The 23798-nt window shown below is 72.9% G+C and carries 22 protein-coding genes; 20 read left to right on the forward strand and 2 right to left on the reverse strand.

The window, feature by feature from the left end:
* Nucleotides 1-208 precede the first annotated feature (208 nt).
* The 15 genes from PVK37_RS20020 (at nucleotide 209) to PVK37_RS20090 (ending at nucleotide 15816) form a co-directional block, all read left to right on the forward strand.
* The gene (locus tag PVK37_RS20020) at nucleotides 209-3022 is read left to right on the forward strand and encodes a beta propeller repeat protein (protein WP_275029076.1); all 2814 of its coding nucleotides are present in this window, start codon (nucleotides 209-211) and stop codon (nucleotides 3020-3022) included.
* Between the two features lie 28 nt (nucleotides 3023-3050).
* Entirely contained in the window at nucleotides 3051-3908 is an 858-nt protein-coding gene (locus PVK37_RS20025; RefSeq protein ID WP_275029077.1) for a carbohydrate ABC transporter permease, read from the forward strand.
* On the forward strand, nucleotides 3905-5230 hold the full coding sequence (locus tag PVK37_RS20030; protein WP_275029078.1) for an ABC transporter substrate-binding protein: 1326 nt from the start codon (nucleotides 3905-3907) through the stop codon (nucleotides 5228-5230). The genes PVK37_RS20025 and PVK37_RS20030 overlap by 4 nt, the downstream gene beginning before the upstream one ends.
* On the forward strand, nucleotides 5227-6264 hold the full coding sequence (locus tag PVK37_RS20035; RefSeq protein ID WP_275029079.1) for an ABC transporter ATP-binding protein: 1038 nt from the start codon (nucleotides 5227-5229) through the stop codon (nucleotides 6262-6264). Before PVK37_RS20030 ends, PVK37_RS20035 begins: the two co-directional genes overlap by 4 nt.
* Before the next feature lie 35 nt (nucleotides 6265-6299).
* Nucleotides 6300-7169, forward strand: a complete 870-nt coding sequence (locus PVK37_RS20040; RefSeq protein ID WP_275029080.1) for a carbohydrate ABC transporter permease — start codon at nucleotides 6300-6302, stop codon at nucleotides 7167-7169.
* Between the two features lie 117 nt (nucleotides 7170-7286).
* Nucleotides 7287-8108 carry a maleylpyruvate isomerase family mycothiol-dependent enzyme gene (locus tag PVK37_RS20045; RefSeq protein WP_275029082.1) on the forward strand — a complete coding sequence of 274 codons (822 nt, stop codon included), beginning with the start codon at nucleotides 7287-7289 and terminating at the stop codon, nucleotides 8106-8108.
* Nucleotides 8109-8155: 47 nt separating this feature from the next.
* A complete protein-coding gene (locus tag PVK37_RS20050) occupies nucleotides 8156-8905 on the forward strand; it encodes a phosphotransferase (RefSeq protein ID WP_275029083.1) in 750 nt (249 codons plus the stop codon).
* A gap of 72 nt (nucleotides 8906-8977) precedes the next feature.
* Entirely contained in the window at nucleotides 8978-9436 is a 459-nt protein-coding gene (locus PVK37_RS20055) for a hypothetical protein (protein WP_275029085.1), read from the forward strand.
* A 19-nt stretch (nucleotides 9437-9455) separates the two neighbouring features.
* Complete coding sequence (locus PVK37_RS20060; protein ID WP_275029086.1) at nucleotides 9456-10685, forward strand: NRAMP family divalent metal transporter; 1230 nt, start codon at nucleotides 9456-9458, stop codon at nucleotides 10683-10685.
* A gap of 4 nt (nucleotides 10686-10689) precedes the next feature.
* The gene (locus PVK37_RS20065) at nucleotides 10690-11064 is read left to right on the forward strand and encodes a hypothetical protein (RefSeq protein ID WP_275029087.1); all 375 of its coding nucleotides are present in this window, start codon (nucleotides 10690-10692) and stop codon (nucleotides 11062-11064) included.
* Nucleotides 11054-11350, forward strand: coding sequence for a PRC-barrel domain-containing protein (locus PVK37_RS20070; protein WP_275029089.1), 297 nt, complete (start codon nucleotides 11054-11056; stop codon nucleotides 11348-11350). The genes PVK37_RS20065 and PVK37_RS20070 overlap by 11 nt, the downstream gene beginning before the upstream one ends.
* Before the next feature lie 147 nt (nucleotides 11351-11497).
* Nucleotides 11498-12616 carry a DUF3103 family protein gene (locus PVK37_RS20075; protein WP_275029090.1) on the forward strand — a complete coding sequence of 373 codons (1119 nt, stop codon included), beginning with the start codon at nucleotides 11498-11500 and terminating at the stop codon, nucleotides 12614-12616.
* Between the two features lie 145 nt (nucleotides 12617-12761).
* Nucleotides 12762-13418 (forward strand): response regulator, encoded by a 657-nt coding sequence (locus PVK37_RS20080; protein ID WP_275029091.1) that lies wholly within the window; start codon nucleotides 12762-12764, stop codon nucleotides 13416-13418.
* Between the two features lie 34 nt (nucleotides 13419-13452).
* Nucleotides 13453-14145, forward strand: coding sequence for a restriction endonuclease (locus PVK37_RS20085; RefSeq protein ID WP_275029092.1), 693 nt, complete (start codon nucleotides 13453-13455; stop codon nucleotides 14143-14145).
* A 96-nt stretch (nucleotides 14146-14241) separates the two neighbouring features.
* Entirely contained in the window at nucleotides 14242-15816 is a 1575-nt protein-coding gene (locus PVK37_RS20090; RefSeq protein WP_275029093.1) for a glycosyltransferase 87 family protein, read from the forward strand.
* 70 nt (nucleotides 15817-15886) lie between these two features.
* On the opposite strand, the gene PVK37_RS20095 is transcribed toward PVK37_RS20090, so the two are convergent.
* On the reverse strand, nucleotides 15887-16495 hold the full coding sequence (locus PVK37_RS20095; protein ID WP_275029094.1) for a hypothetical protein: 609 nt from the start codon (nucleotides 16493-16495) through the stop codon (nucleotides 15887-15889).
* Between the two features lie 197 nt (nucleotides 16496-16692).
* Here PVK37_RS20095 and PVK37_RS20100 point away from each other — a divergent pair, with 197 nt between their 5' ends.
* The 3 genes from PVK37_RS20100 (at nucleotide 16693) to PVK37_RS20110 (ending at nucleotide 20326) form a co-directional block, all read left to right on the forward strand.
* Entirely contained in the window at nucleotides 16693-17766 is a 1074-nt protein-coding gene (locus PVK37_RS20100; protein ID WP_275029096.1) for a glycoside hydrolase family 19 protein, read from the forward strand.
* A gap of 280 nt (nucleotides 17767-18046) precedes the next feature.
* Nucleotides 18047-19873 (forward strand): YdgH/BhsA/McbA family protein, encoded by a 1827-nt coding sequence (locus tag PVK37_RS20105; RefSeq protein WP_275029097.1) that lies wholly within the window; start codon nucleotides 18047-18049, stop codon nucleotides 19871-19873.
* 87 nt (nucleotides 19874-19960) lie between these two features.
* Nucleotides 19961-20326, forward strand: a complete 366-nt coding sequence (locus tag PVK37_RS20110; RefSeq protein WP_275029098.1) for a nuclear transport factor 2 family protein — start codon at nucleotides 19961-19963, stop codon at nucleotides 20324-20326.
* 48 nt (nucleotides 20327-20374) lie between these two features.
* Here the strand turns inward: PVK37_RS20110 and PVK37_RS20115 are convergent, their stop codons facing one another.
* Nucleotides 20375-21091, reverse strand: a complete 717-nt coding sequence (locus PVK37_RS20115) for a TetR family transcriptional regulator (RefSeq protein ID WP_275029099.1) — start codon at nucleotides 21089-21091, stop codon at nucleotides 20375-20377.
* A gap of 113 nt (nucleotides 21092-21204) precedes the next feature.
* On the opposite strand from PVK37_RS20115, the gene PVK37_RS20120 reads away from it, so the two are divergent.
* Both PVK37_RS20120 and PVK37_RS20125 read left to right on the forward strand, forming a co-directional pair.
* Nucleotides 21205-22119, forward strand: a complete 915-nt coding sequence (locus tag PVK37_RS20120) for an ABC transporter ATP-binding protein (RefSeq protein WP_275029100.1) — start codon at nucleotides 21205-21207, stop codon at nucleotides 22117-22119.
* Nucleotides 22116-23741, forward strand: a complete 1626-nt coding sequence (locus PVK37_RS20125) for an ABC transporter permease (RefSeq protein WP_275029101.1) — start codon at nucleotides 22116-22118, stop codon at nucleotides 23739-23741. The genes PVK37_RS20120 and PVK37_RS20125 overlap by 4 nt, the downstream gene beginning before the upstream one ends.
* Nucleotides 23742-23798 lie beyond the last annotated feature (57 nt).

The following is a 23798-nucleotide window of genomic DNA, read 5'->3' on the forward strand; positions in this document are numbered from 1 at the left end:
CATAACGCTGTGGCCTGCCGTCCCGCTACCCACCGTGGTCGCGGCTACTCCCACCTGCGCGTTCCGGCCGGGCGTCGGCGGCCCTGCGCGCCATCGGCACCGGTCCGGGGGATTGTCTACCGAGATCAGCTCTGACATCCTCCACCTCGGACGCTGCCAGTGACGGCCGCCAATCCGGCGTCGAACTGTGGCGGCAGGAGGGACCCTCGTGAAGCGCAGACGTCGCCACCTACTCGCAGGACTAGCGGTAGGCGCCCTCGTGGCCACGACCGGCTTCGCCGGCATCCACTTCGCCGGGGCCGAGGTCGCACCCGCCGCCGCCCCCGGCGGCGGCGAGATGCCGGGCCGGCTCGGCGCCCACCTCCAGCAGCTGCACCAGGCGGTGCCCGGCAACTCCGGCATGTCGCCGGAAGGGCCGGGCAACGCCGCCCAGCAGGAGTTCCTGGAACGCGCCTACCCGGCCGACTCGATCAGCATCGCCCAGATGGACCGCTCGAAGGACGCCTTCGCCAAGGCCGAGCAGCGCAGCGGCAACGCCGCGGCCCGGGGGACGTCGGCCAACCAGTGGACGAACGTCGGCCCGAGCGAGGCGCTGTACCCGTTCACCGAGCTGCGCAACGCCTACAACTACGTGCCCAACGAGTACGTCGCCGGTGGTCGGGTCACCTCGATCGACATCGCCCCGGACTGCAAGCCGCTGCTCTGCCGGGCGTACGTCACCCCGGCCGGCGGCGGCGTGTGGGGCACCCTCAACATCCTCGCCCCGCAGCCCAACTGGATCTACCTCGGCGGGCCGCTCGGCATCAACGCCGCCGGCGCGGTGGTCATCGACCGTAACGACCCGACCGGGCTGACCGTCTACGTCGGCACCGGCGAGGCGAACACCTGCGCCTCCGGCTGCGTCGCCGGCGTCGGCCTCTACAAGTCCACCAACGGTGGCCTGACCTGGCAGGGCCCGCTCGGCAAGGACTCCCTCGCCGGCAAGGGCATCGGCGAGATCACCATCAAGCCGGGCGACCCGAAGACCCTCTACGTCGCCACCACCACCGCGCTGCGGGGCATGTCCAGCTCCTGCTGCACCGGCGTGACCCGCCCGGTTCCGGACGCCGCCAAGTGGGGACTCTACAAGTCCACCGACGGCGGCAAGCGGTGGTCGTTCGTGCACAACGGCTCGGCCAACGCCACCGAGTGCACCGGCAGCGCCGCCGAGTGGAACAACACCGCCGCCTGCTCGCCGCGCGGCGTCCGCTACGTCAAGCTCGACCCCAGCAACCCCGAGATCGTGTACGCCGCCTCGTACGCCCGGGGCGTCTGGCGCTCGCCGGACGGCGGCACCACCTGGACCCAGATCAAGGACTCGCTGAACCGGGCCGTGTTCCAGACCCGGCCGGCCATCGACGTCACCAGGCTGCCCAACGGCAAGACCCGGATGTACGTCTACGAGGGCAACATCGGCAACCCGTACTCGCGGCTGTTCCGCAGTGACGACGTGGCCACCGGCGCGCCCACCTTCACCGACCTGTCCAGCTCGAACCCGGCCGACCCGGGCTACGCCACCTACAACCAGTGCACCGGGCAGTGCTGGTACGACGTGTTCGTGCACACCCCGAAGGGGCACCCGGACATCGTCTACACCGGTGGGTCGTACGTCTACGGTGAGACCATCGCCCACAAGCGGGCCGTGGTGCTCTCCACCGACGCCGGGGTCAGCGGCACCGACATGACCTACGACGGCACCGACGAGCTGCACCCCAACGGCCTGCACCCGGACCAGCACGCGCTGGTCACCCGACCGGGCAACCCGTACCAGTTCTTCGAGGCCAGCGACGGCGGCGTGATGCGCTCCAACGGCCGGTTCGTGGACCGGTCGGCCTGGTGCGACAACCCGGACCGGGGGCTGACCACGCAGGCCCAGAAGGACCGCTGCAAGCAGATGCTGTCCCGGATCCCGGAGAAGCTCGACGGCATCAACAAGGGCATGTCGACGTTGCAGTACATCAGCCTCTCGGTGAGCCCGCACGACCACACCCTGCTCCAGGGCGGCACCCAGGACAACGGCACCTGGGAGAACAAGGGCCAGCGCAAGCGCTGGGTCAACACGATGATCGGTGACGGCGGCCAGTCCGGCTTCGACGTGGGCCGGCCGGAGTTCCGGTTCCACACCTTCTTCGACGCCACCCCCGAGGTGAACTTCAACAACGGGGACGTCGCCGACTGGATCACCGTCTCCGACCCGATCTTCGGGCACCCGGGCACGCTGTTCTACGCCCCGCACATCAGCGACCCGAAGGTCAGCGGCACCATGTTCGCCGGCACCGGCCGCACCGTCTACCGGACCAAGACGTTCGGGCTGGGGGACCGGTCGATCGAGGAGGCCAACCGGATCTGCAACTCCTGGAACGGCACCTACGAGGACGTCTGCGGTGACTGGGAGGAGTTGGGTGCCACCCGGCTCACCGACGCCGCCTGGGGTGACCGGGCCGGCGGCGCGGTGTCGGTGGTCGAGCGGGTCGCCACCGACTCGTCGACCGCGTACGCGGCCACCAGCACCGGCCGGGTCTTCGTCAGTCACAACGTGGACGCCGAGCCGGCGTCGGCGGTGACCTGGACCCGGATCGACACGCCGACCACGCCGAACCGGTTCGTCACCGGCATCCACGTCGACCCGGCCAACCCGAACCGGATGTGGATCTCGTACAGCGGCTTCAACTCGAACACCCCGACCACGCTGGGGCACGCGTTCGAGGTGACCGTGGCCGGTGCCGGCGCGACCTGGGTGAACCGGTCGTACGACTTCGGTGACCAGCCGATCACCGACCTGGTCCGCGACGACGTCACCGGTGACCTGTACGCGGCCACCGACTTCGGCGTGCTGAAGCTGCGCAAGGGGTCGACGACCTGGGTGAAGGCGGCCGGCGGCATGCCGAACGTCGAGGTCGCCGGCCTGACCATCGTGCCGGGCAAGCGGATCCTCTACGCCGCCTCGCACGGGCTGTCCGCCTGGCAGCTCACCCTCGGCTAGGCGGTAGACGATCATCGGTAGCAACCGGGTGGGGGGCCGCGCGAGCGGCCCCCCACCGCTGCCCGGGGGCGCGCTGCGGGTGTGGCGCACCCTCGGCGCGGTCTTCGTCCTGCTGGTCTTCGTGCCGCCGCTGGTGCTGCTGGTCTCCGGTTCGCTCACCGAGCCGGGCCTGCCGCCGTCACCGACACCGCAGCTCGTGCCGGACCCGGTCTCCACCGTCGGCTACCGGCAGGCGGTGGAGCTGGGTGGGCTGCTGCGCGCCTCGCTGAACTCGGTGCTGGTCGCGGTGCTCGCCGTGCCGTTGAGCGTGCTGGTCGCCTCGCTGGCCGGGTTCGCCATGGCCCGGCTCGCGCCGCGTACCACCGCCACCGTGGTCGCCGCGTCCCTGGTGGCGCTGATGGTGCCGGCCACCGCGCTGCTGGTGCCCCGGTTCGCGATCTTCCGGATGCTCGGGCTGACCGATACCCTGGTGCCGTTGATCGCCCCGGCGCTGGTCGGCACCTCCCCGCTGTACGTCCTGGTGTACTACCTGGCGTTCCGGGCGCTGCCGGCCGAGCTGTACGACGCCTGCCTGGTGGAGGACCTGAGCCCGATGCGGACCTGGTGGCGGATGGCGCTGCCGATGGTCCGCCCGGTCACCGCCGGCCTCACGGCGCTGACCTTCGTGCTGACCTGGTCGAACTTCCTCGACCCGCTGGTCTACGTGTACGACCGTGACCTGTTCACCCTGCCGCTGGCGCTGCGCTCGCTGTCGGTGCTGGACCCGACGAACTTCCCGGTGTTCCTGGCCGGGGCGGTGGTCGCCACGGTGCCGGCGCTGGTGGTGTTCGTCCTCGCCCAGCGGCGTTTCCTGCACCACCACGACCCCGACCGGAACGGACGATGATGCGACCGAAGGCGCTGCTCGCCCTGCTGCTGTCCACCGTGCTGCTCGCCACCGGCTGCGGCGGCGGCTCCGGCTCGTCCGATGCCGGGCCGGTGCGGCTGCTGGTCTTCGGCGCGCCGGAGGAACTGGCCGCCTACCGCACCCTGATCGACGCGTACCAGAAGAAACACCCGGACGCCCGGGTGCAGCTCATCGAGGCCAGCGACCGCAAGGACCTGCTGGCCCGGCTCTCCACCTCGGTCGCCGGGGGCGCCCCGCCGGACCTGTTCCTGATGAACTACCGCTTCTACGGCCAGTTCGCCGCCAAGGACGTGATCGAACCGCTCGACGACCGGATCGCCGGGTCGGAGGCGCTCGACCCGGCCGACTACTACCCGGTGGCGATGGACGCGTTCAAGTGGAACGACCGGCAGCTCTGCCTGCCGCAGAACGTCTCCAGCCTGGCCGTCTACTACAACCGCACGCTGTTCGCGAAGTACGGCGTGCCGGAGCCGAAGGCCGACTGGACCTGGAACGACATGGTGCAGACCGCCACCATGATGACCCGCGCCGCCAACGGGGCCGTGGTCAAGGCCACCGAGAGTGAGGGGGCCGTGCTGCGGCCGGCGGTGCACGGGCTCGGCGTGGAACCGTCGATCATCCGGCTCGCCCCGTTCGTCTGGTCCAACGGCGGCGAGATCGTCGACGACCCGGCGAAGCCGACCCGGCTGGCGCTGGAGAGTCCGGCCGCCCGGGAGGCGCTGAAGAACCTGGTCGACCTGCGTCAGGCGTACGGTGTGATCCCCACCGACGAGGAGGTGGAGGCCGAGGACGACGAGTCCCGGTTCGCCAACGGCCGGCTCGCCATGCTGATGACGTCCCGCCGGGCCACCACCAACTTCCGGACCATCACCGGATTCGAGTGGGACGTCGCCCCGTTGCCGGTCTACCGGCAGCCGGTCGGGGTGCTGCACTCCGACGCGTACTGCATGCCGAAGGGCGCGAAGAACAAGACCGCCGCCTGGCGGTTCCTGGAGTACGCCATCGCCGAGGAGGGCCAGAAGATCATCGCCGCGACCGGCCGTACCGTGCCCTCGCACGTCGCGGTGGCGAACTCCCCGGCGTTCCTCGACCCGAACCGGCCGCCCCGCAACGCGAAGGTCTTCCTCGACGCCGTACCCACCGTCCGGGCGCTGCCCACCGTGTCGACCTGGCCGGAGATCGAGGACGTCAGCTACGGCATCCTGGAGAACGCGATCTTCCGCGGCGACCGGCTCGACGACGTGATCCGCCAGCTCGACACCGACACCCGGCCGATCTTCGCCCGGGGCGAGCAGGGGTGAGCGCCGGTCTCGCCCTGGCCGGCGTGTCGGCCGCGTACCGGGGCACCGAGGTGCTGCACGACGTCGACCTGACGGTGGCGCGCGGGGAACTGCTGGTGGTGCTCGGGCCGTCCGGGGCCGGCAAGTCCACCGTGCTGCGGGTGGTGGCCGGGCTGGAACCGGTCACCGCCGGCCGGGTGTCCATCGCCGGCCGGGACGTCACCGACCTGCGCCCCGGCCGGCGCAACGTGTCCATGGTCTTCCAGTCGTACGCGCTGTTCCCGCACCTGAGCGTGGCCGAGAACATCGCCTTCGGCCTGGAGGTGCGGGACGTGCCCCGGTCGGCGGCCCGGGACCGGGCCCGCGCCGCCGCCGAGGCGGTGGGCTGCGCCGAGCTGCTCGGCCGTCGCCCCGGGCAGCTCTCCGGCGGGGAACGGCAGCGGGTCGCGCTGGCACGCGCGCTGGTCCGCGAACCGGACGTGTTCCTGCTCGACGAGCCACTGTCCAACCTGGACCAGGCGCTGCGGGTGGGGATGCGCGCCGAGCTGCGCGCCCTGCACGACCGGCTCGGCGCGACCATGGTGCACGTCACCCACGACCAGACCGAGGCGCTGGTGCTGGCCGACCGGATCGCGGTGCTCCGCGACGGCCGGGTCGAGCAGGTCGGCACGCCGGAGCAGATCTGGCGTACCCCGGCCAGCGTGTTCGTGGCCCGGTTCGTCGGTTCCCCGGCGATGAACCTGCTCCCGGCCGACGCGTTCACCCCCGACGGCGACCCGCCGCCGCAGCCGGACGGGCAGCTCGGCTTCCGGCCCGAGGCGGTCACCCTCGCCGACGCCACCACCGACGGCGGCACCCCGGCCACCGTCGACCGGGTCGAGGTGGTCGGCGAGGACGCCTACGCGTACCTCACCCTCGACGGGGGGCACCCGGTGGTCGCCCGCGTCCCGGCCGCCCGTCGGCCCGCCGCCGGTTCGGCCGTCCGGGTCACCGTACGCTGGCCGGACGTGCACGTCTTCGACGCCGGCACCGGTCGACGGCGTACCCCGGCATGAGGCCCGACACCCGGTCCCGGCGGCAGCTGCGGTGGATGCTGACGCCGTACCTGGTCGGCCTGGTCGGCCTGGTGCTGCTCCCGGCGGCGGTCACGCTGGTGCTGGCGTTCACCGAGTACGACCTGCTGCGCCCGCCGACCTTCGTCGGCTGGGACAACGTCCGGGAGCTGTTCGCCGACCCGGTGTTCCGGGTGTCGCTGACCAACTCGCTGGTGTTCGCCCTGGTGGCGGTGCCGCTGCGGCTGCTGCTGGCGCTCGGGTTGGCGCTGCTGCTGCACCGGCGCGGCCCGGCCGTCGGGTCCGCCCGTACCGCCGCGGTGCTGCCCACGGCGGTGCCGGAGATCGCGTACGGGCTGCTCTGGCTGTGGCTGCTCAACCCGCTGTACGGGCCGGTCAACCAGGTGCTGCGGGTCGGCGGCGAGAACGGGCTGACGGTGTTCGGCCGGACCCCGCCGCAGTGGCTCACCGACCCGACCGACGCCCGCGCCGCGATCATCCTGATGAGCCTGTTCACCATCGGCGAGACCGTCGTGGTGCTGCTGGCCGCCCGGCGGGCGCTGCCGGCCGACGTGTACGAGCTGGCCGCCGTCGAGGACGCCACCGGGTGGGACGTTTTCCGCCGGATCACGCTGCCGCTGATGACCCCGGTGCTGGGGCTGCTGTTCGTCCGGGACGCCATCGCCAGCCTCCAGTTCTCCTTCGTGCCGGCCTTCGTGGTCACCGACGGCGGCCCGCCCCCGTACGCCACCACCTACCTGTCGCTGTTCGTCTACCGCAACGCCTTCGAGTACCTGCGGTACGGCTACGCGGCGGCGGCGACCCTGGTGATGATCGCGCTGACCGTGGCCGCGGTGCTGCTCCAGTGGCGGCTGATCCGGCGCTACCGGGGCTTCTACGGTGTCTGACCAGGGGACGCCGTGGTCCCGCCGGGTCGGTATCCTCTGAGGACTGTCGATCGGTTGGTCCATCCTGGATCGACGGCACCGTCTCGTGACATCGTCCGCTCTGCGAGGGGTAATCCATTGTCTGATCTTGTGCTCACCGAGAAGAGTGGCCTGACGTCCGGCCCGGAAGCGGTCGGCGGGGCGCTCCAGCGCCAGCGGGCGAACTTCGTCGGCCTCCTCACGAAGCTCGCCCCGGACGACTGGGCCGCCACGTCCCGCTGTTCCGAATGGTCGGTGCACGACGTGGTCCGGCACGTGGTCAACGTCGCGGAGCTGCACGTCGCCCTGCTCAGCGGCAGCCCGGAGGTGGAGCGGTTCCTGCGGCACGGCCCCTTCCAGCCGGCCAGTACCCCGGCGCTGTGGCTGGCCGACTCGCCGGCGCAGACCCCGGAGGAGACCCTCCAGACGCTGGCCGGACTGGTGGAGCGGGAGCGGGACCTGTTCCGGGTCCGGGCCGCCGGTCCGGCGGGGCCGCTGATGCCCGCGCCGAGCGGCCGGCAGTTGCACTGGTCGACGCTCTCCCTGCACATGCTCTGGGACGCCTGGATCCACGAGCGGGACGTGGCGCTGGGGCTCGGTCTGGAGCCGGAGTCGCGGGTCGAGCACTTCCCCGAGGTCACCATGTACGGTCTGCTGCTGGCCGGGGGTGTCGGCGTGATCGCCGGCCACCCGCCGGCCGCCACCCTCGCGCTGCGGGACGCCGCCGAGTGGCGGTACGAGATCGGTGTCGCCGAGGACGACGTGTTCGTGGTGGCGGGCAGTGACCGGGAGGCGCAGGGCCACGGGGTGACGGACGAGGTGCTGGACGCCCTCACCGGCCGCGAACCGGATCTGGGCCAGGCGCTGACCGCGCCCGAGCCGGTGCTGGCGTCGCTGGGGGTGCTCCGGCACGTGATGTGACCGGATTCCCGGGTGCGGCGTCCCGGCGGGTCGACCAGGATGGCCGGATGAGGGACGTGGAGGAGCCGCTGCCGGGCAACGTCACCACCGGGGTGGTGCGGGTCGGTGCCACGGTCCGGCGTCCGGTCGGGCCGTGGACCGGCACGGTCGACGCGGTGCTGGCGCACCTGCACGCGGTGGGGTTCACCGGGGCGCCCCGCCCGCTCGGCCGCGACGGTCAGGGCCGGCAGGTCCTGGAGTACGTCCCGGGGGAGCTGGGGGACCCGCGCGGCACGTACCCGACGGCGGACCTGGTCGGCATCGGCCGGCTGCTCGCCGATCTGCACACCGCGTTGGCCGGTTTCGTGCCCCCGGCCGACGCGGTGTGGCAGCGGGTGATCCCGCCGGACCGGGAGGAGTTGGTCTGCCACCACGACGTGGCCCCGTGGAACCTGGTCCGCGCGGACCGGGGCTGGGTGCTCATCGACTGGGACGGGGTCGGGCCGGGTTCCCGGCTCTGGGAGGTCGCGTACGCCGCGCAGAGCATGGCGGGCCTGCGGGCCGACCGGCCGGTGGCCGAGTCCGCCGCCCGGTTGCGGGCGTTCGTCGACGGCTACGGCCTGGACGGGGCGTCCCGGCCGGCGCTGGCGGCCATGCTCGGTCGGCGCAGTCGGGCCATGTACGAGCTGCTGCGGGACGGGGCCCGGCGGCAGGTGCAGCCGTGGGCCCGGATCTGGACCGAGGACGGGCCGTACTGGTCGGCCACCACGGACTATCTGCTCACCCACCGGGCGGTGTGGGCGGCCGCCCTGGCCTGATCGCCGTTCCGGACCCGCACCCTCCGGGTAAATTGCCCGAATAGGGCGATTGACGCGGTTCCGGGGGTGGGGATGTCGACGCGGCGTGCGATGGCGACCCTCCTCGTCCTGCTCGCCCTGTGCTGGGGCGGGACCGGGTACGCCGCCACCCGGCCCACCGACGCCCACGACTACCGCCGGGCCGCGATCGAGGCGGCCCGGTCGGCGTACGACGTCACCGTCACCGTCCGGCTCGTCGGATCGGCCCGGGCGGCCGGCCGGCTCCCGCTGCCGTACACCGTGGCGACCCTGAACGACGGTCGGTCCGCGCTGGCCGGCGCGGCGCAGCGCCTCGTCGTCGCCCGCCCGGTCGACGACGCCACCGCGCGGATCCGCGACCGGCTCGGCCCCCTGCTGCTCGCCGCCGCCGCCGGCCTGGACGACCTGCGGCGGGCCGTCCGCGCCCCCGACCTGGCGGCCCTGACCGGCGCGGTCGCCGCGCTCGCGCCGGTCGGCACCGCACTGGCGGCCTTCCTGGCGGAGTACGGGTGAGCCGACGTGACGGTGCCCGGTGAGGAGGCTGTTCGCCGTCACCCTCGGTGTGCTCTCCGCGATCGGCGGCTTCGTCGACATCGGCGACATCGTCTCCGCCTCCCAGGCGGGCAGCCGCTTCGGGCTCGCCCACACCTGGGTGCTGCTGGTCGGGGTGGTCGGCATCTGCGTCTACGCGGAGATGGCCGGCCGGGTCACCGCGATCAGCAACCGGCCGGTGTTCGACCTGGTCCGGGAGCGGCTCGGCCCCCGGGTGGCGATGCTGAACCTGGTCAGCTCGTACCTGGTCACCCTGCTCACCCTGGCCGCCGAGATCGGTGGTGTCGCGCTGGCGTTGCACCTGCTCAGCGGGGCACCGTACCTGCTGTGGGCGCCGCTGGTGGCGCTGCTGCTCTGGCTGGCGCTGTGGCGGGTCCGGTTCGAGAGCCTGGAACGGATCTTCGGCTTCGCCGGCCTGGCCCTGGTGGTGCTGCTGCTGGCCGCCCTCGACCTCGTGCCGGACGCGGGCGGGCTGGCCCGGGAGGCGGTCACCACCGGCCTGCCGGCCACCGAGACCTGGCCCACCTACTGGTACTTCGCGGTGGCGATCTTCGCCTCGGCGATGACCCCGTACGAGATGTTCTTCTTCTCCTCCGGCGGGGTGGAGGAACGCTGGGGGCCGCAGGACCTGGCGCTGGCCCGGGCCAACGTGTTCTTCGGCTTCCCGCTCGGCGGGCTGCTCGCGTTCGGGCTGCTCGCCGGCGCGGCGGTGGTGTTCGCGCCCCGGGGCGTCGCGGTGGACACCGTCGGCCAGGCGGTGCTGCCCGCCGGACTCGCCTTCGGTCAGGTCGGCCTCGCCCTGGCCATCATCGGGGTGTTCGCGGCGACCTTCGGCGCGGCGATGGAGACCAGCCTGTCCGCCGGTTACACGGTGGCCCAGTACTTCGGCTGGTCGTGGGGGAAGTACCTGCGTCCCCGGCAGGCGGCCCGATTCCACACCGTGCTGCTGGTCGGCATCCTGCTCGCGGTGGCCGCGCTGTTCACCACGATCGACCCGGTGCAGCTCACCGAGTACATGCTGATCCTCAACGCGGTGATCCTGCCGCTGACGTACCTGCCGGTGCTGGTCGTCGCCAACGACCGGGGCTACCTCGGCGACCGGGTCAACGGTCCGCTGGCCAACACGATGGGGCTGATCTACCTGGTGGTCGTGGTGGTGGCGGCGGTCGCGGCGATACCCCTGCTGGTCGTCACCGGGGCGGGCCGGTGACCGGATGAGCGAGCTGCTGTTGAACTTCAACCTGCTCGACCGGCAGATCCTCGACCGGGACGGCATCCCGGTCGGCAAGGTCGACGACCTGGAGCTGCGCCACACCGACGACGGCGCGTACGTGGCGGCGCTGCTGACCGGGCAGCGGGCGCTGGGCGCGCGGTTCGGTGGGGTCGTCGGGCGGTGGATCACCGGGGTCGCCGAGCGGTTGGACGACCGTGACCAGGGGCTGCGCCGCATCCCGTACCACCTGGTGGCGCGGGTGGACGCGGCGGTGCGGCTGCGGGTGAGCCGCGACCTGCTCGCCGCGCCGGCGCTGGAGGGCTGGCTCGACGCGTACCTGATCGGGCGCATCCCGGGGTCCGGTCGTGCCGGCTGAGGTGACCCGGGTCAGCGACCTGCTCGGCGTCCCGGTGACCGGACCGGACGGCCGGGAGCTGGGGCGGATCGTCGACGTGGTGGCCGAACCGGACGACCGGGGCCGGTTGCGGCTGACCGCCGTCCTGGTCGCCCGGGGGCCGTGGGGCCGGCTGCTCGGCTACGAACGCGACCAGGTGAGCGGCCCGTGGTTGATAGAGGTGGCCGCCCGGTGGATCGTCCGTCGGCGGGTCAGCCGGGTGGCCTGGTCGGACCTGCCGCCGACGGTCCGTCGGCTCGCCCGCTGAGGCCCGGGAGGGGCCCGTCGCCAGCGCCGCGCGGGCCGGTGGCGGACGATCCGACCGGCCCGCCCATTGATCTTCGTTGATCGAAAGATGTATATCTTCTGTGTGTCGCCGCCACGAGCCGGCGACTCTGCCCCCAGAGGAGATCCCGTGCCCCCTCGTACCCTCCGCCGCGCGGTGTCGGTCGGACTCGCGACCGCACTCCTGACGGCCACCGTCGCCTCGCCCGCCCACGCCCGTCCCGAGGACCGCCCCGTCACCGCCGCGGCCACCGCCGCCGTCTTCCCGATCGCCGACGACCTGGCCCGACAGCTCGCCGTCTCCCTCGCCGACCCGGCCACCCGCCGGGCGCTCGTCGCGGCCACCGCCACCGGCCCCGCCGACCTGCTCGGCGTCCGGTTCCCCGCCGCCGGTCCGGCCGGTCTGCGGGACGCCAACCAGCGCATCCTGGCGGCCAAGGGGCTGCCGGCCGCCACCGGCTCCGTGCTGCGGGTACGGCTGGCCCACCCGGACATGCGGGCCGCCCTCGCCCGGGGCGTCGCGCCGGTGGTGGCGGCCACCCCCACCGACGACGCCCCGACCACCGTCACCGGGTACGACCGGACCGGCGCGACCGTCCGCTTCGACCCGGCCCGGGTGCCCACCCGGCCGGTCCTGCTGGTGGAGGTGGACACCCGCCGGGCGCTGACGGCCGGCCTCACGCTGATGCGGTCCGAACTGGCCCGCCGGGGCATCACCGACAGCGCCACCGCCGCGCGGAACGCGGTGACCGCCACCGCCGGTTACTGGGCCACGAAGATCAACGCCGTCCGGCTCAACGACGACATGGAACCGTGGATCAAGGGCGACGCGGAGATCTACAGCCTGGTGGCCGGCTTCGGGCCCGACGGCAAGGCCACCGTCGACCTGGTGCAGATGCCGTACCTGAACAACGACGGCACCAGCTACTACCCGAACCAGCTCCTGGTGCACTTCAACGGGTACAAGTACAACCTCGCCGACGTGGTGATGATGGAGGACGACGGCGACACCAACTACCAGGCGCTGGTCCAGGCCATCGTCGGCGCGTTGCTGGTCATCGTGGACGGTGGCGTGTACCAGCCGCTGGTGAGCGCCATCCTGGACGCCATCCCGTCGTCCTGGTACACCGACGACCCGGACTACGTGGACTCCTGGTACACCCTCTCCACCGCCAGCAGCGGCCGGCTCAACGGTGCGGCCGGCAACGGCTGGCTGGACGTGTCGCCGTACTTCGTGCAGCCGCTCTGACCCTGTCCTGCCGGCCGGTCCTCCCGGGGGCCGGCCGGCTGACGGATATCGGACCGGGCACGGCACCCACCGGACGATCCGCCAGGGTTACCCTGAGCGTTGCTCGGATTCCGTACCGTGATCGAGGTGTCGGTGGTGACTCGGCGTGCCTGAAGCGGCCTGGTTGAAGCTGATCGGGGTGCTGCCCGGCCTGCTCTGGGTGGTCTTCGCCACCGTCGTCTTCTTCACCCTCCGCTCCGGGCTGGTCGGTCAGCTGGACCGGCTGACCGCCCTGCGCACCCCGTTCGGGGAAGCCGACTTCGCCGCCGGCCTGGCGTTGCTCGAGGAGGCCGAGCAGCGCGCCGGCACCAGCGCGCCGCTGTCGCCCCAGCAACGCCGGGCCGTGGTCAACCGGCTCGACCACGCGGCGGCCTGCCTCAAGGACGGCCGACTGCTCTGGGTGGACGACAACCCCGCGTTCAACCAGCCGATCGTGCGGCTGCTGGAACGCTCCGGCATGACCGTCGACCTGGCCCGCAGCACCGAGGAGGCGCTGACCAGGATCGACCGGCACGGGTACGACCTGCTGATCACCGACGTCCGGCGGGGCGACGACGACCAGGCGGGCATCCGGCTGGTGACCGAGGTGGCCCGGCGGCGGCCGGCCCTGCCCATCGTGATCTTCACCGCCGGCTTCGATCCCCGACGCGGCGTCGACCCGGCGGTCTTCGCGTACACCACCGACGTGGACGAGGTCGTGCACTACGTCATCGACATCATGGAACGGCTCCGGTTCGGCAGCCGGTTCAGCCGGGCCTCCTGACCGCCCGTCCACCCGGAACCTGGAGAGGGCCGCCATGCCACGCGTCCGGTCGTACACCCGCCGGGACGGCGTCCGGGTCCGGGCCCACCAGCGCCGGGCCCGCGGACGGTCCACCCGGCGGCGGTCGGCCGGCGGAGGGCAGACCGGGCCGGTGCTCGCCGGGCTCGGTGGCCTGGTCGCGCTGGTGATAGTCGTCGACCTGGTCCGGCGGCATCCGTACCGGGCGGCGGCGGTGGCGGCGTTGCTGGTCGCCGGGGCGGTGGCGGTCGCCGTGGCGCTGTCGCGGCGGCAGGCCCGGCGGCGTGCCGAGCAGGCCGAACGGGACCGGCTCGTCGCGGTCACCGACCCGATGACCGGCGCGGAGTTCGAACGGTGGTTCGCCCGGCTGCTGGCCGGCTCCGGGTTCACCGACGTCCGGGTCTGCGGTGGGGCCGGTGACCGGGGCGCCGACGTGCTCGCCACCGCCCCGGACGGTCGGCGGGTGGTGGTGCAGTGCAAGCGGCGGCACCCCGGCAACCGGGTGGACAGCGCGGCGATCCAGCGGTTCGCCGGCACCTGCCGGACGGTGCACCGGGGTGAGCTGTGCCTGATCGTCACGAACGGCTTCTTCACCAACGGCGACGGTCGCCGGTTCGCCCGGCAGGTCGGCATCGTCCTGGTCGACCGGGACGCGCTCGAGACGTGGGCGTACACCGCCGTTCCGCCGGCCGACCTGCTCCGGCCCTGACCGGTCCGCTCCCCGAGCCGACCCGGCCGTGGCGGTCGGCCGCCCGGGTGCCGTCAGGGGCGGCGTCGGCACCGTGGGTGTTCCTAGACTGGCCCGATGCGGAGTCGCGCGACGGTGGCACTGTGGTCGGTGTTCGGCGTGGTGGCGATCGTCTCGTCGGTGCTCGTGCTGCGCCGGCCCGCCGGCGACCGCCTGTCGGACCTGCACATCTACCACGGCGCGGTACGTCACCTCCAGGCCGGCGGTGAGCTGTACGCGTACGTCGCCGAGAACGGCGGCCCGTTCACGTACCCGCCGTTCGCGGCGCTGCTGTTCTGGCCGCTCGGCCTGCTGCCCGAGGGGGTGGTCCAGCCGTTCTGGCTCGCCGGCACCTGCGCGGCGGTCGTGGCGATCGCGGCGGCGCTCGGGTGGGCGAGGGTCCTTCCGGTCGAGCGACGCCAGGTGGCCGTGGCCGTCACCGCCTGCGTGCTGATGCTCTCCGCGCCGGTGCAGAGTAACCTGCGCTTCGGCCAGGTGAGCATCGTGATCGTGCTGCTGGCGCTGGTGGACGGGTTGGGGCTCACCCCGGCCCGGTTCCGGGGAGCGCTGGTCGGGCTCGCCGCCGCCGTCAAGCTGACCCCGCTGCTGTTCGTGGTCTACCTGCTGGCCGTCGGCCGGTACCGGGACGCCGGCCGGGCGGTCGTCGCCTTCGTCGGCGGTGCGCTGGTCGCCGCCGTGGTCCTGCCCGCCGAGAGCTGGACGTTCTGGGCCGGCACGATGCTCGACACGGCCCGGATCGGTGACCTCGCCTCGCTGGGCAACCAGTCCGTGCACGGCATGCTGCTGCGGGTGGGGGTGCCCGCGGGGACGCTGCCGCTGCTGTGGGCGGCACTCGTGGCGGTCATCTGTGCGGTGGCCCTGCTGCGGGCCCGGCACCTGCACCTCGACGGCCGGCCGGGGCACGCGGTGGTCCTGGTCGGCTGTGCGACGGTGGCCGCGTCGCCGGTGTCCTGGACCCACCACCAGATCTGGCCGGTGCTGGCGGCGATGCTGCTGGTCGGCGCGCGGGGCGTGACGCAGCGGGTCGCGGGCGGGGCGCTGCTCACCGTCCTGGTGCTCTCGCTGGGGGTGCTGCTGAGCCGGGTCGCACCGACCCCGGGTGTGCAGTTCCTCCTGGAGAACGCCCGGACGCTCGGTACCGTCGCCCTCTGCCTGGCCGGGTTCGGCGGGGTGGCGGTCGCGGCGGCCCGCCCGGCGGCCCGGGTGTGGTCGCGGGTGGCCGTGGCCGGGGCGGTAGCGCTGGCGTTCTTCGCGGTGCAGCCGCTGCCCGCCGGGGCCGACCCGACGTTCAAGGCGTACACCAGGGCGGACGTGGACAACCCCCGGTACTTCTTCGTCTGCCGCAGTCAACGCCAGTGCGGCGAACTGGCGGCGTCCGGCCGGCCGATCACCTTCGGCCTCGCCACCGAGCGGACGAAGGTACGGGTCAACGGGGTGGTGGACCCGACGGTGGGCCGGCTGGAGTACCGTTCCGCGCCCGGTGGCCGGCCCCGGTCCATCCCGCTGGTCGAGGCGTACCCGGGGCAGTGGATGTTCTCGTTCCGCAGCGCGAACCTCGCGCACGGTCGGCTGGTCGCCTACGGCGTGGACGGCGCGCTGATCGCCACGTACACCGAGTTCCGGTCCGGCTAGGGCCGCGTGTCGACGTCCCCGGTCGGCCGGGCGGGATCGGCTGACCCGGCGCCGGGGCCGGTCAGCCCGCTCAGCCCTTCAGCCAGATCGAGGCCCGCTTGAGGTACGCGAGTTGCGCGGCGAAGGCGACCAGGACGACCGCCACACCGAGCGCGATCGCCAGCGGGACGGATCCGGTGACCGTTCCGGCCAGCAGGGTCGCGCCCAGGCCGATCAGCAGCGCGTTGACCGCGCCCACCATGGCCGCCGTGGTCAGCAGCAGTTGCCAGCGGGACGTGCGGCCACCCACCGCCGCCGCCATCGTCCGGGTGTCGTCTCCGCTGGCCACCGCGTCGGCGAAGAAGTCGTGCCCGTCGGTGAACTGGCGGTGGTAGTAGGCGCGGATCCGTTGGATGCGCCTGAGGTCGAGCGAGTTCTCCACCATGTTCTCCGCCAGTCGGGCGAAGGTGAACAGGCCGGTGATCACCAGGGCCGGCAGCACCGCGCCGAGGTACGGCTTGATCAGCTGGCTGCTGCTGGAGACGAAGCCCAACCCGATCAGCGCGGCGGACAGCAGGGACAGGAACACCGTCGCCCGCCCGACGGACTCGGTGATCGTGGCGCTGCGCGAGGTCTGGAGCACGAAGTGCTCGGTGGTCAGGGCGGTGAGCAGCCCCTGCTCGCGTGCGTCCTGGTCCATGTGACCGTCCCTCCGGTGCCGACCGCCCTCCCATCGTCGGAGACGGGGAGCCGGACCGGCGGGACATCGCGGAAACTGCGGCGGCGGGCCACGGCCGGGCGCTAACAGTAAAGTTTATGAACAGAACGTGTTACAGTCACTCTCATCGATGGGGGTCGCCTGTCGTCGGCCGCCGCATCCCGGGAAGGAGTGACCACATGTCAAGACTGCGCGCCCTGGTCGCGCTCGCGGCACTGGTTGTCGCCGGTGGACTCGTGGCGATCGTCCCGTCGACCCCCGCGTCCGCGGCCACCTGCGCGGCCTCGTGGCAGGCGTCGGCCGTGTACTGGCAGGGTGACCAGGTCTCCCACCACGGACGCAACTACCAGGCGAAGTGGTGGACCCAGAACGAGGCGCCGCCGGGCACCACCGGCGTCTGGCAGGACCTCGGCGCGTGCGGCGGCAGCACCCCGCCGCCCGGCGGGACCTGCACCCACCCCAACTGGGTCGCCGGCACCTGGTACCCGGCCGGCAGCATCGTGCGCTACACCAACGGCCTGTACTACATCGCCGAGCACGACAACCCGGGCTACGACCCGGTCATCAGCACCTGGTACTGGGAGCCGTACACCTGCAGCGGCCAGCCGCCCACCACCCCACCCGCCAACCCCGGCGGTTTCGTGGTCACCGAGGCGCAGTTCCAGCAGATGTTCCCGAGCCGGAACCCCTTCTACACCTACGCCGGTCTCGTCGCCGCCCTCAGCGCCTACCCCGCGTTCACCACGACCGGCAGCGCCACCACCCAGCGGCAGGAGGCGGCGGCCTTCCTGGCGAACGTGTACCACGAGACCGGCGGGCTCGTGCACATCGTGGAGCAGAACACCGCCAACTACCCGCACTACTGCGACGCCGGCCAGCCCTACGGCTGCCCCGCCGGGCAGGCCGCCTACTACGGGCGCGGGCCGATCCAGTTGAGCTGGAACTTCAACTACAACGCCGCCGGCAACGCCCTCGGGCTGCCCCTGCTGACCAACCCCTGGCTGGTGCAGAACGACGCGGCGGTGGCCTGGAAGACCGCCGTCTGGTACTGGATGACCCAGAACGGGCCCGGCACCATGACCGCCCACCAGGCGATGGTCACCGGGGCCGGTTTCGGCGAGACCATCCGCAGCATCAACGGCTCGATCGAGTGCAACGGTGGGAACCCCGCCCAGGTGCAGAGCCGGGTCACCAGGTACCAGCAGTTCGTCGGCGTCCTCGGCGTACCGGCCGGGCCCAACCTGTACTGCTGATCCGCGGCCGGGCCCCGGTGTCGCCGCAGCGGCGACGCCGGGGCCGGACCTGACGGGTCGGTATCGTCGCCCTCTGCCTGGCCGGGTTCGGCGGGCTGGCGGTCGTGGCGGCCCGCCCGGCCCGTCGGAGAACCGGCGGTCAGGTCCGGCGGTGGTGACCTGTGCGGGCCCGGCCAGATCCCGTACCATGCGCCTCAATCATCGTTGCGCATCGATGTCTTTGTCGCGGGCTTCCGGTCCGGACCTGCCGTCGTGCCCATGCCGAAGGAGGCGTACCCGGATGGCCCAGTTCCGCCGAAGGGTGCTCGGGAATCCCCTGCCCGACCGGCGTCCCGGCCCGCGCCGGCGACCGGTCCGGCTGATGTCCAGCCTGGTCGGTGCCGCGCTGGTGGTCGCCGCCCTGCCCCTGCTGATCGTCCCCGAGCAGGCGCACACCGACCCGCAGCAGGCGGCGGCCGCCCTGGCCGGCGAGCCCTGCACCCGCACCATCGAGGGGACCGAGTGGACCTTCGACCCGTGCATCCCCGAGGGCGAGCCGCTCCCCGACGACGTACTCGCCGATCTCGAACTGGTCCGCCGGGAGCGCTGTGGCGGCCTCACCCCCACACCCAGCCCCAGCCCCAGTCCCACGTCCACGTCCGGCGTCGGCCCGACGGGGCTGCCGGTCCCGACGACCGTTCAGCCGTTCTCCACCGGCCCGGTCAGCCCGTCACCGACCTGGTCGGCGACCCCGATCCCGACGGAAAGCCCGCTGCCGTCGGGTAGTCCGCTGCCGTCGGGTAGTCCGTTCCCGACGGGGAGTCCGGTGCCGTCGTCGACCGGATCATCGTCGGCCAGCCCGTGTCCGACCGGTTGGCCGACCCCGCCGCCCACCACCACGCCGACGCCGACCCCCACCGGTGGGCCGACGACCACGCCGACCCCGACCGGCGTGCCCACCACCACGCCCACCGGCGTCCCGACGGCCAGCCCGACCGCGTCGCCCACCACCGCCTGCCCGCCGGTCGTCGGCCCCGGGGCGACGGAGGGCACCCTGAAGGAGGCGGGACAGGACCGCGTCGACTGCCGTGACCCCAAGGAGATCAAGGAGCCGGTGGTCCTGGTGGCGACCGGTGACTCCCTCACCTCCGCGCACCACCAGTTCGGTTTCGGCGGCATGTGCCATAACACGTCCTTCGACGACGTCCGCAGGCTGGTCGGCAACAACGGCGTGTTCAGCTACGCCGGCCGGTACACCAGGGACCTCAACGCGAACGTGGTGGAGTACTACAACTTCGCCCGCACCGGATTCGGCACCGGCGACATGCTCGCCCCGCCGGCCGGCAAGACCGACTCCTGCGGCAACCCGTGGGCGCGGGCGGCCAGCCCGGTCGGCCTGTCCGACGCGGTGGTCCGCAAGGCCAAGGCGGCCGGGCACAAGGCGTACTACGTGACGACCGGAGGGGTGAACAACACCAACTGGACGAAGGTGCTGGAGGGGCTGATCACCTGCCGGGCCATCGAGTTCCTCCAGAACGCCGTCCCGCGCAGCACGTTCAGTTGGAACTCGGTCAACGGCCGGGCCGGCATCGTCACCGACGGGGGCGGCTGCACCCTGCGGGTCCGCAACCCCAACCCGTTCGGCGCGGACTTCTTCTGGCGGACCGGGGTGCCGAAGTACGACGGGCCGGCGCAGTACCCGGGGATCACCAAGGACGTGGCGAAGGTGGTGGACACCCTGGTCCGGGCCGGCGCGGACAAGGTCGTCTGGATGCTGTACTACGACATCAACCCGGCGAACGTCGACGTGGCGAACTACGGGTGGAAGGTGCTGCGCGGGGCCGCCCCGCAGTGGATCGTCGACCTGGCCCCGCCGGTCGTCACCCCGAACCTGCAACCGGTGGTCGATCCGCTGTGGGTCGGCGCGGTCCGTACCGTCACCACCGACCTGAACAAGGCGATCACGGCCGGCATCCCGGCCAACGCCCGGGTCCGGGCCGAGCCGGCTCCGGCGCTGGCCGCCGCCGACATCCAGAGCACCGCGAAGGGCGGCTCCCCGCACCCGTCGGCGGACGGGCAGACCAAACTCGCCAAGAGCCTCGACGGGGCGTTCAAGGCGTTGCCCTGACCGGCGGCCGCAGACCGGTGGTACCCGACGGGTGGCCCGACCGCAGGTCGCCGGCCCGGGCACCCGTCGGCGGCGATGATGGGGGGCATGACCGAGGACCTGCGGGGGCGTACCGCGAGTGAGGTGCTCGACGACCATCTGCGGCTGGCCGCCGAGCACCGGTACGCCGAGGACATCGCGCGCAACGTCGCCCCGGACTGTGTGGTGTTGGAACGGCGGGGGGTGTTCCGGGGGCCGGAGGGGGCCTCGACGCTGGCCCGCTGGCTGGGCGAGGAACTGCCGGGGGCCCGGTTCACGTACACGAACGTGCTGGCGGACGGGCGGATCGGGTTGCTGGAGTGGACGGCCGACGCCGACGGCGCCCGGGTCCGTGACGGGGTGGACTCCTACGTGATCGAGAACGGCTGGATCGTCGCCCAGACCATCCACTACACGGTGGAGTCGACGCGCTGAGCCCTTCTCACAACTGTCTCACAACTGTCTCATAATCGTCTCGAAATCTCAGCCGTCCAGGTGCCGGTAGACGGTGGCCCGGGAGACGCCGAGCCGGGTCGCGATCTGCTCCACCGAATGCGATCCGGCGGCGTGCATCCGCCGGGCGGCGGCGATCTGGTCGCCGCTCATCGCACGTGGCCGACCGGCCCGCCGGGGCGTCGGCGCGGACTCGACGGCGGCCGGACCGTCGAACAGCCGACGTATCCCGTCGAGGATGTCCGCCCGGAGCACCTCGTCCGACACGTCCTGGAAGAACACCACCGGATCGGAGCACATGGCGATCGCCTGGCTGGCCCGTACCTGCCCGCGCCGGTCGGCGTCCGGCCCGGCGACGACCTCGTTCGCGTGCAGCGCGATCCGGATCAACCGTTGGTACGTCGGCCCTCGGGAGATCATCCGGAGGTCGTGGAACAGCATGCCCAGCGGCCGGCGGTGGGTGAGCAGGACGTCCACCCAGCCGGCCAGCACCGCCCACCGGGCGCGGTCCGGCGGCAGCTGCCCGGCGTCGGCCAGCAGCCCCTCCAGCCCGGCCAGCATCGGCTCGACCAGGTCCTCCAGCAGGTGCTGCTTGGTGGGGAAGTGGTACAGGATCGCCGCCTTGGTCAGCCGCAGCCGGTCGGCGATCTGGCGCAGGCTGGTGCGCTGGTAACCGTGCTCGGCGAACAGGTCCAGAGCGGCCCGCAGGATCCTGGTCCGGGTGTCGTCGGTCGGTTGCGCGTCCACCGGGGAAGGATAGCCGGCCGGCTGACCGGTGATCGGGAATCCGGGAGCGGATCACTTACCATCGGTCAGTACAGTGACATCCGTCGGCACACCCGAAGCCCACAGGAGGCGTCATGGCCGTCATCTCGGTCGGCGACCTGGTCAAGACCTTCGGCAGCACCCGGGCCCTGGACGGGCTCGACCTGCGCGTCGAGGCGGGGGAGGTGCACGGGTTCCTCGGCCCGAACGGCTCCGGCAAGTCCACCACCATCCGGGTGCTGCTCGGGCTGCTCCGCTGGGACTCCGGGACCGTCCGGCTGTTCGACGCCGACCCGTGGCGCGACGCGGTGACCCTGCACCGCCGGCTCGCGTACGTGCCCGGCGACGTCAACCTCTGGCCGAACCTCTCCGGCGGCGAGGCCATCGACCTGCTCGGCAGCCTGCGCGGCGGGCTGGACCGGCGTCGCCGCGACGAGCTGCTCGACCGTTTCGACCTCGACCCGACCAAGAAGTGCCGCACCTACTCCAAGGGCAACCGGCAGAAGGTGGCGATCGTCGCGGCCCTCGCCTCGGACGTCGCGCTGCACATCCTCGACGAGCCGACCTCCGGTCTCGACCCGCTGATGGAGGCGGTGTTCCAGGACGAGATCCGACGGATCAAGGCGGCCGGCGGCACGGTGCTGCTCTCCAGTCACGTGCTCGCCGAGGTCGAGGCGCTCTGCGACCGGGTCAGCATCATCCGCGCGGGACGCACCGTCGAGTCCGGCACCCTCGCGCAACTGCGCCACCTCACCCGGACGGCGGTCACCGTCGAGACCGAACGCCCGGTCACCGGCCTGGACACCCTCGCCGGGGTGGACCAGGTCCGGCAGGTCGACGGTCGGCTCCACCTGGAGGCCGACCCCGCGCACCTCGACGCCGTGCTCGGCCACCTGATCCGGTTCGGCGTGCGGTCGCTGACCAGTGCCCCACCCACCCTGGAAGAGCTGTTCCTGCGCCACTACGGCGACCACGCCGGCACCGCGCCCGTCCCGGCGGGCCGGCGGTGAACGCCCGCACCGGCACCGGCCGGCTGGTCCACCTGGTGCTGCGCCGCGACCGGGTCCGGATCGCCGTCTGGGTGCTCGGCACCCCCGTCCTGGCCGCCGCGCTCGCCGGCAGCGTCACCGGCCTGTACCGCAGCGAACAGGACCGGGTCACGTACGCCGGCACCGCCGCCGCCAGCCTGGTCGCCCGGGCGTTCAACGGGCCGGTCGCCGGGCCGAGCACCGGCTCGGTGGTCTTCGCCGAGTCGTACCTCACCCTGGCCGTCCTCACCGCGCTGCTGAGCACCTTCGCGGTGGTGCGGCACACCCGGCAGAACGAGGAGACCGGGCGGGCCGAGCTGCTCGGTGCCGCCGTCGTCGGCCGGTACGCGCTGCTCACCGCCGCGCTCGGCGTGACCGTCGCGGTCAACCTGGTCACCGCGGCGCTGCTCGCCCTGGCCCTGGTCGGCGGTGGGCTCCCGGTCGCCGGGTCGGTCGCCACCGGTGCCGCCGTCGCCACGGTCGGCGTCTCCTTCGCGGCCGTCGCGGCGGTGGCCGCCCAGCTCTCCGGCACCTCCCGGGGCGCCAACGCGCTCGCCGCGGCGGCCGTCGGGGTGTCCTTCGTGCTGCGCGCCGCCGGAGACGTGTCCGGTGACACCACCCCGGACGGGCTCCGGGTGGTCAGCGCCTGGCCGTCCTGGCTGTCCCCGCTCGGCTGGGCCACCCTGATCCGCCCGTACGGCGGCGAGCGGTGGTGGGTCCTGCTGCTTCCGCTGGCCCTGCTGGTCACGGCGGTGCTGGCGGCGTACCGGCTGACCGGGCGACGGGACCTCGGTGCGGGCCTGTTCGCCACCCGGCGCGGCCCGGCCCGGGCGTCCCGGCGGCTGCTCAGCCCGTTCGGGCTGGCCTGGCGGCTGCAACGCCCCGCCCTGCTCGGCTGGGCGGTCGGCGTGGCGGTGCTCGGCTTCGGCATGGGACTCGCCGCCGACGAGGTGGAGAACATGGTGGGGGAGAACGCGGCGGCGGCCGAGGTGATCGCGCAGCTCGGCGGCGGGGCGAACCTGGTCGACGCGTACCTGACCGCGATGCTGGGGATCTTCGCGCTGACCATCGGCGGGTACGTCGTCCAGGCGATGCTGCGGACCCGTACCGAGGAGACCGACGGCACCCTGGAGGCGCTGCTCGCCACCGCCGTGGGCCGGTCCCGCTGGCTGGCCGGTCACCTGTCCACCGCCCTGGTCGGCGCGCTGCTGCTGATCGTGCTGGCCGGGGTGTCCACCGGGCTCGGCTACGCCATGGTCGCCGGGGACCCGGCCGGCCGGGTGGGTGAGCTGGCCGGGGCGGCGCTGGTCCGGTTCCCGGCGCTGCTGGTGCTCGCCGGGGTGGTCGTGCTGCTGTTCGGGCTGCTGCCGCGCTGGGCGGTACCGCTGTCCTGGGGCGCGCTGATCGTGTTCCTGCTGCTCGGCCAGCTCGGCGCGGTACTGGACCTGCCGCAGGCGCTGCTGGACGTCTCCCCGTACACGCACGTTCCGGCGCTGCCCTCGGCGGAGGTCGCGGTGCTGCCGCTGGCCGTGCTGACTGCCGTGGCGGTGGCGCTGCTGGCCGCCGGCCTGACCGGCTTCCGCCGCCGCGACCTGACCCCCTGACCCGGAGCTGCCCGCCGGCCCCACCCTCACCGGTGCCGACCGGGGGCTACGGTGGGC

The organism is Micromonospora cathayae (assembly GCF_028993575.1).
Classification (GTDB): domain Bacteria; phylum Actinomycetota; class Actinomycetes; order Mycobacteriales; family Micromonosporaceae; genus Micromonospora; species Micromonospora cathayae.

What these genes read in the sequence shown, in the direction of transcription:
- PVK37_RS20030 (WP_275029078.1), top strand. Translation starts at nt 3,905, where the DNA reads ATGATGCGACCGAAGGCGCTGCTCGCCCTGCTGCTGTCCACCGTGCTG.
- PVK37_RS20040 (WP_275029080.1), top strand. Translation starts at nt 6,300, where the DNA reads ATGCTGACGCCGTACCTGGTCGGCCTGGTCGGCCTGGTGCTGCTCCCG.
- PVK37_RS20050 (WP_275029083.1), top strand. Translation starts at nt 8,156, where the DNA reads ATGAGGGACGTGGAGGAGCCGCTGCCGGGCAACGTCACCACCGGGGTG.
- PVK37_RS20055 (WP_275029085.1), top strand. Translation starts at nt 8,978, where the DNA reads ATGTCGACGCGGCGTGCGATGGCGACCCTCCTCGTCCTGCTCGCCCTG.
- PVK37_RS20065 (WP_275029087.1), top strand. Translation starts at nt 10,690, where the DNA reads ATGAGCGAGCTGCTGTTGAACTTCAACCTGCTCGACCGGCAGATCCTC.
- PVK37_RS20085 (WP_275029092.1), top strand. Translation starts at nt 13,453, where the DNA reads ATGCCACGCGTCCGGTCGTACACCCGCCGGGACGGCGTCCGGGTCCGG.
- PVK37_RS20090 (WP_275029093.1), top strand. Translation starts at nt 14,242, where the DNA reads ATGCGGAGTCGCGCGACGGTGGCACTGTGGTCGGTGTTCGGCGTGGTG.
- PVK37_RS20095 (WP_275029094.1), bottom strand. Translation starts at nt 16,495, where the DNA reads ATGGACCAGGACGCACGCGAGCAGGGGCTGCTCACCGCCCTGACCACC.
- PVK37_RS20100 (WP_275029096.1), top strand. Translation starts at nt 16,693, where the DNA reads ATGTCAAGACTGCGCGCCCTGGTCGCGCTCGCGGCACTGGTTGTCGCC.
- PVK37_RS20105 (WP_275029097.1), top strand. Translation starts at nt 18,047, where the DNA reads ATGGCCCAGTTCCGCCGAAGGGTGCTCGGGAATCCCCTGCCCGACCGG.
- PVK37_RS20110 (WP_275029098.1), top strand. Translation starts at nt 19,961, where the DNA reads ATGACCGAGGACCTGCGGGGGCGTACCGCGAGTGAGGTGCTCGACGAC.
- PVK37_RS20120 (WP_275029100.1), top strand. Translation starts at nt 21,205, where the DNA reads ATGGCCGTCATCTCGGTCGGCGACCTGGTCAAGACCTTCGGCAGCACC.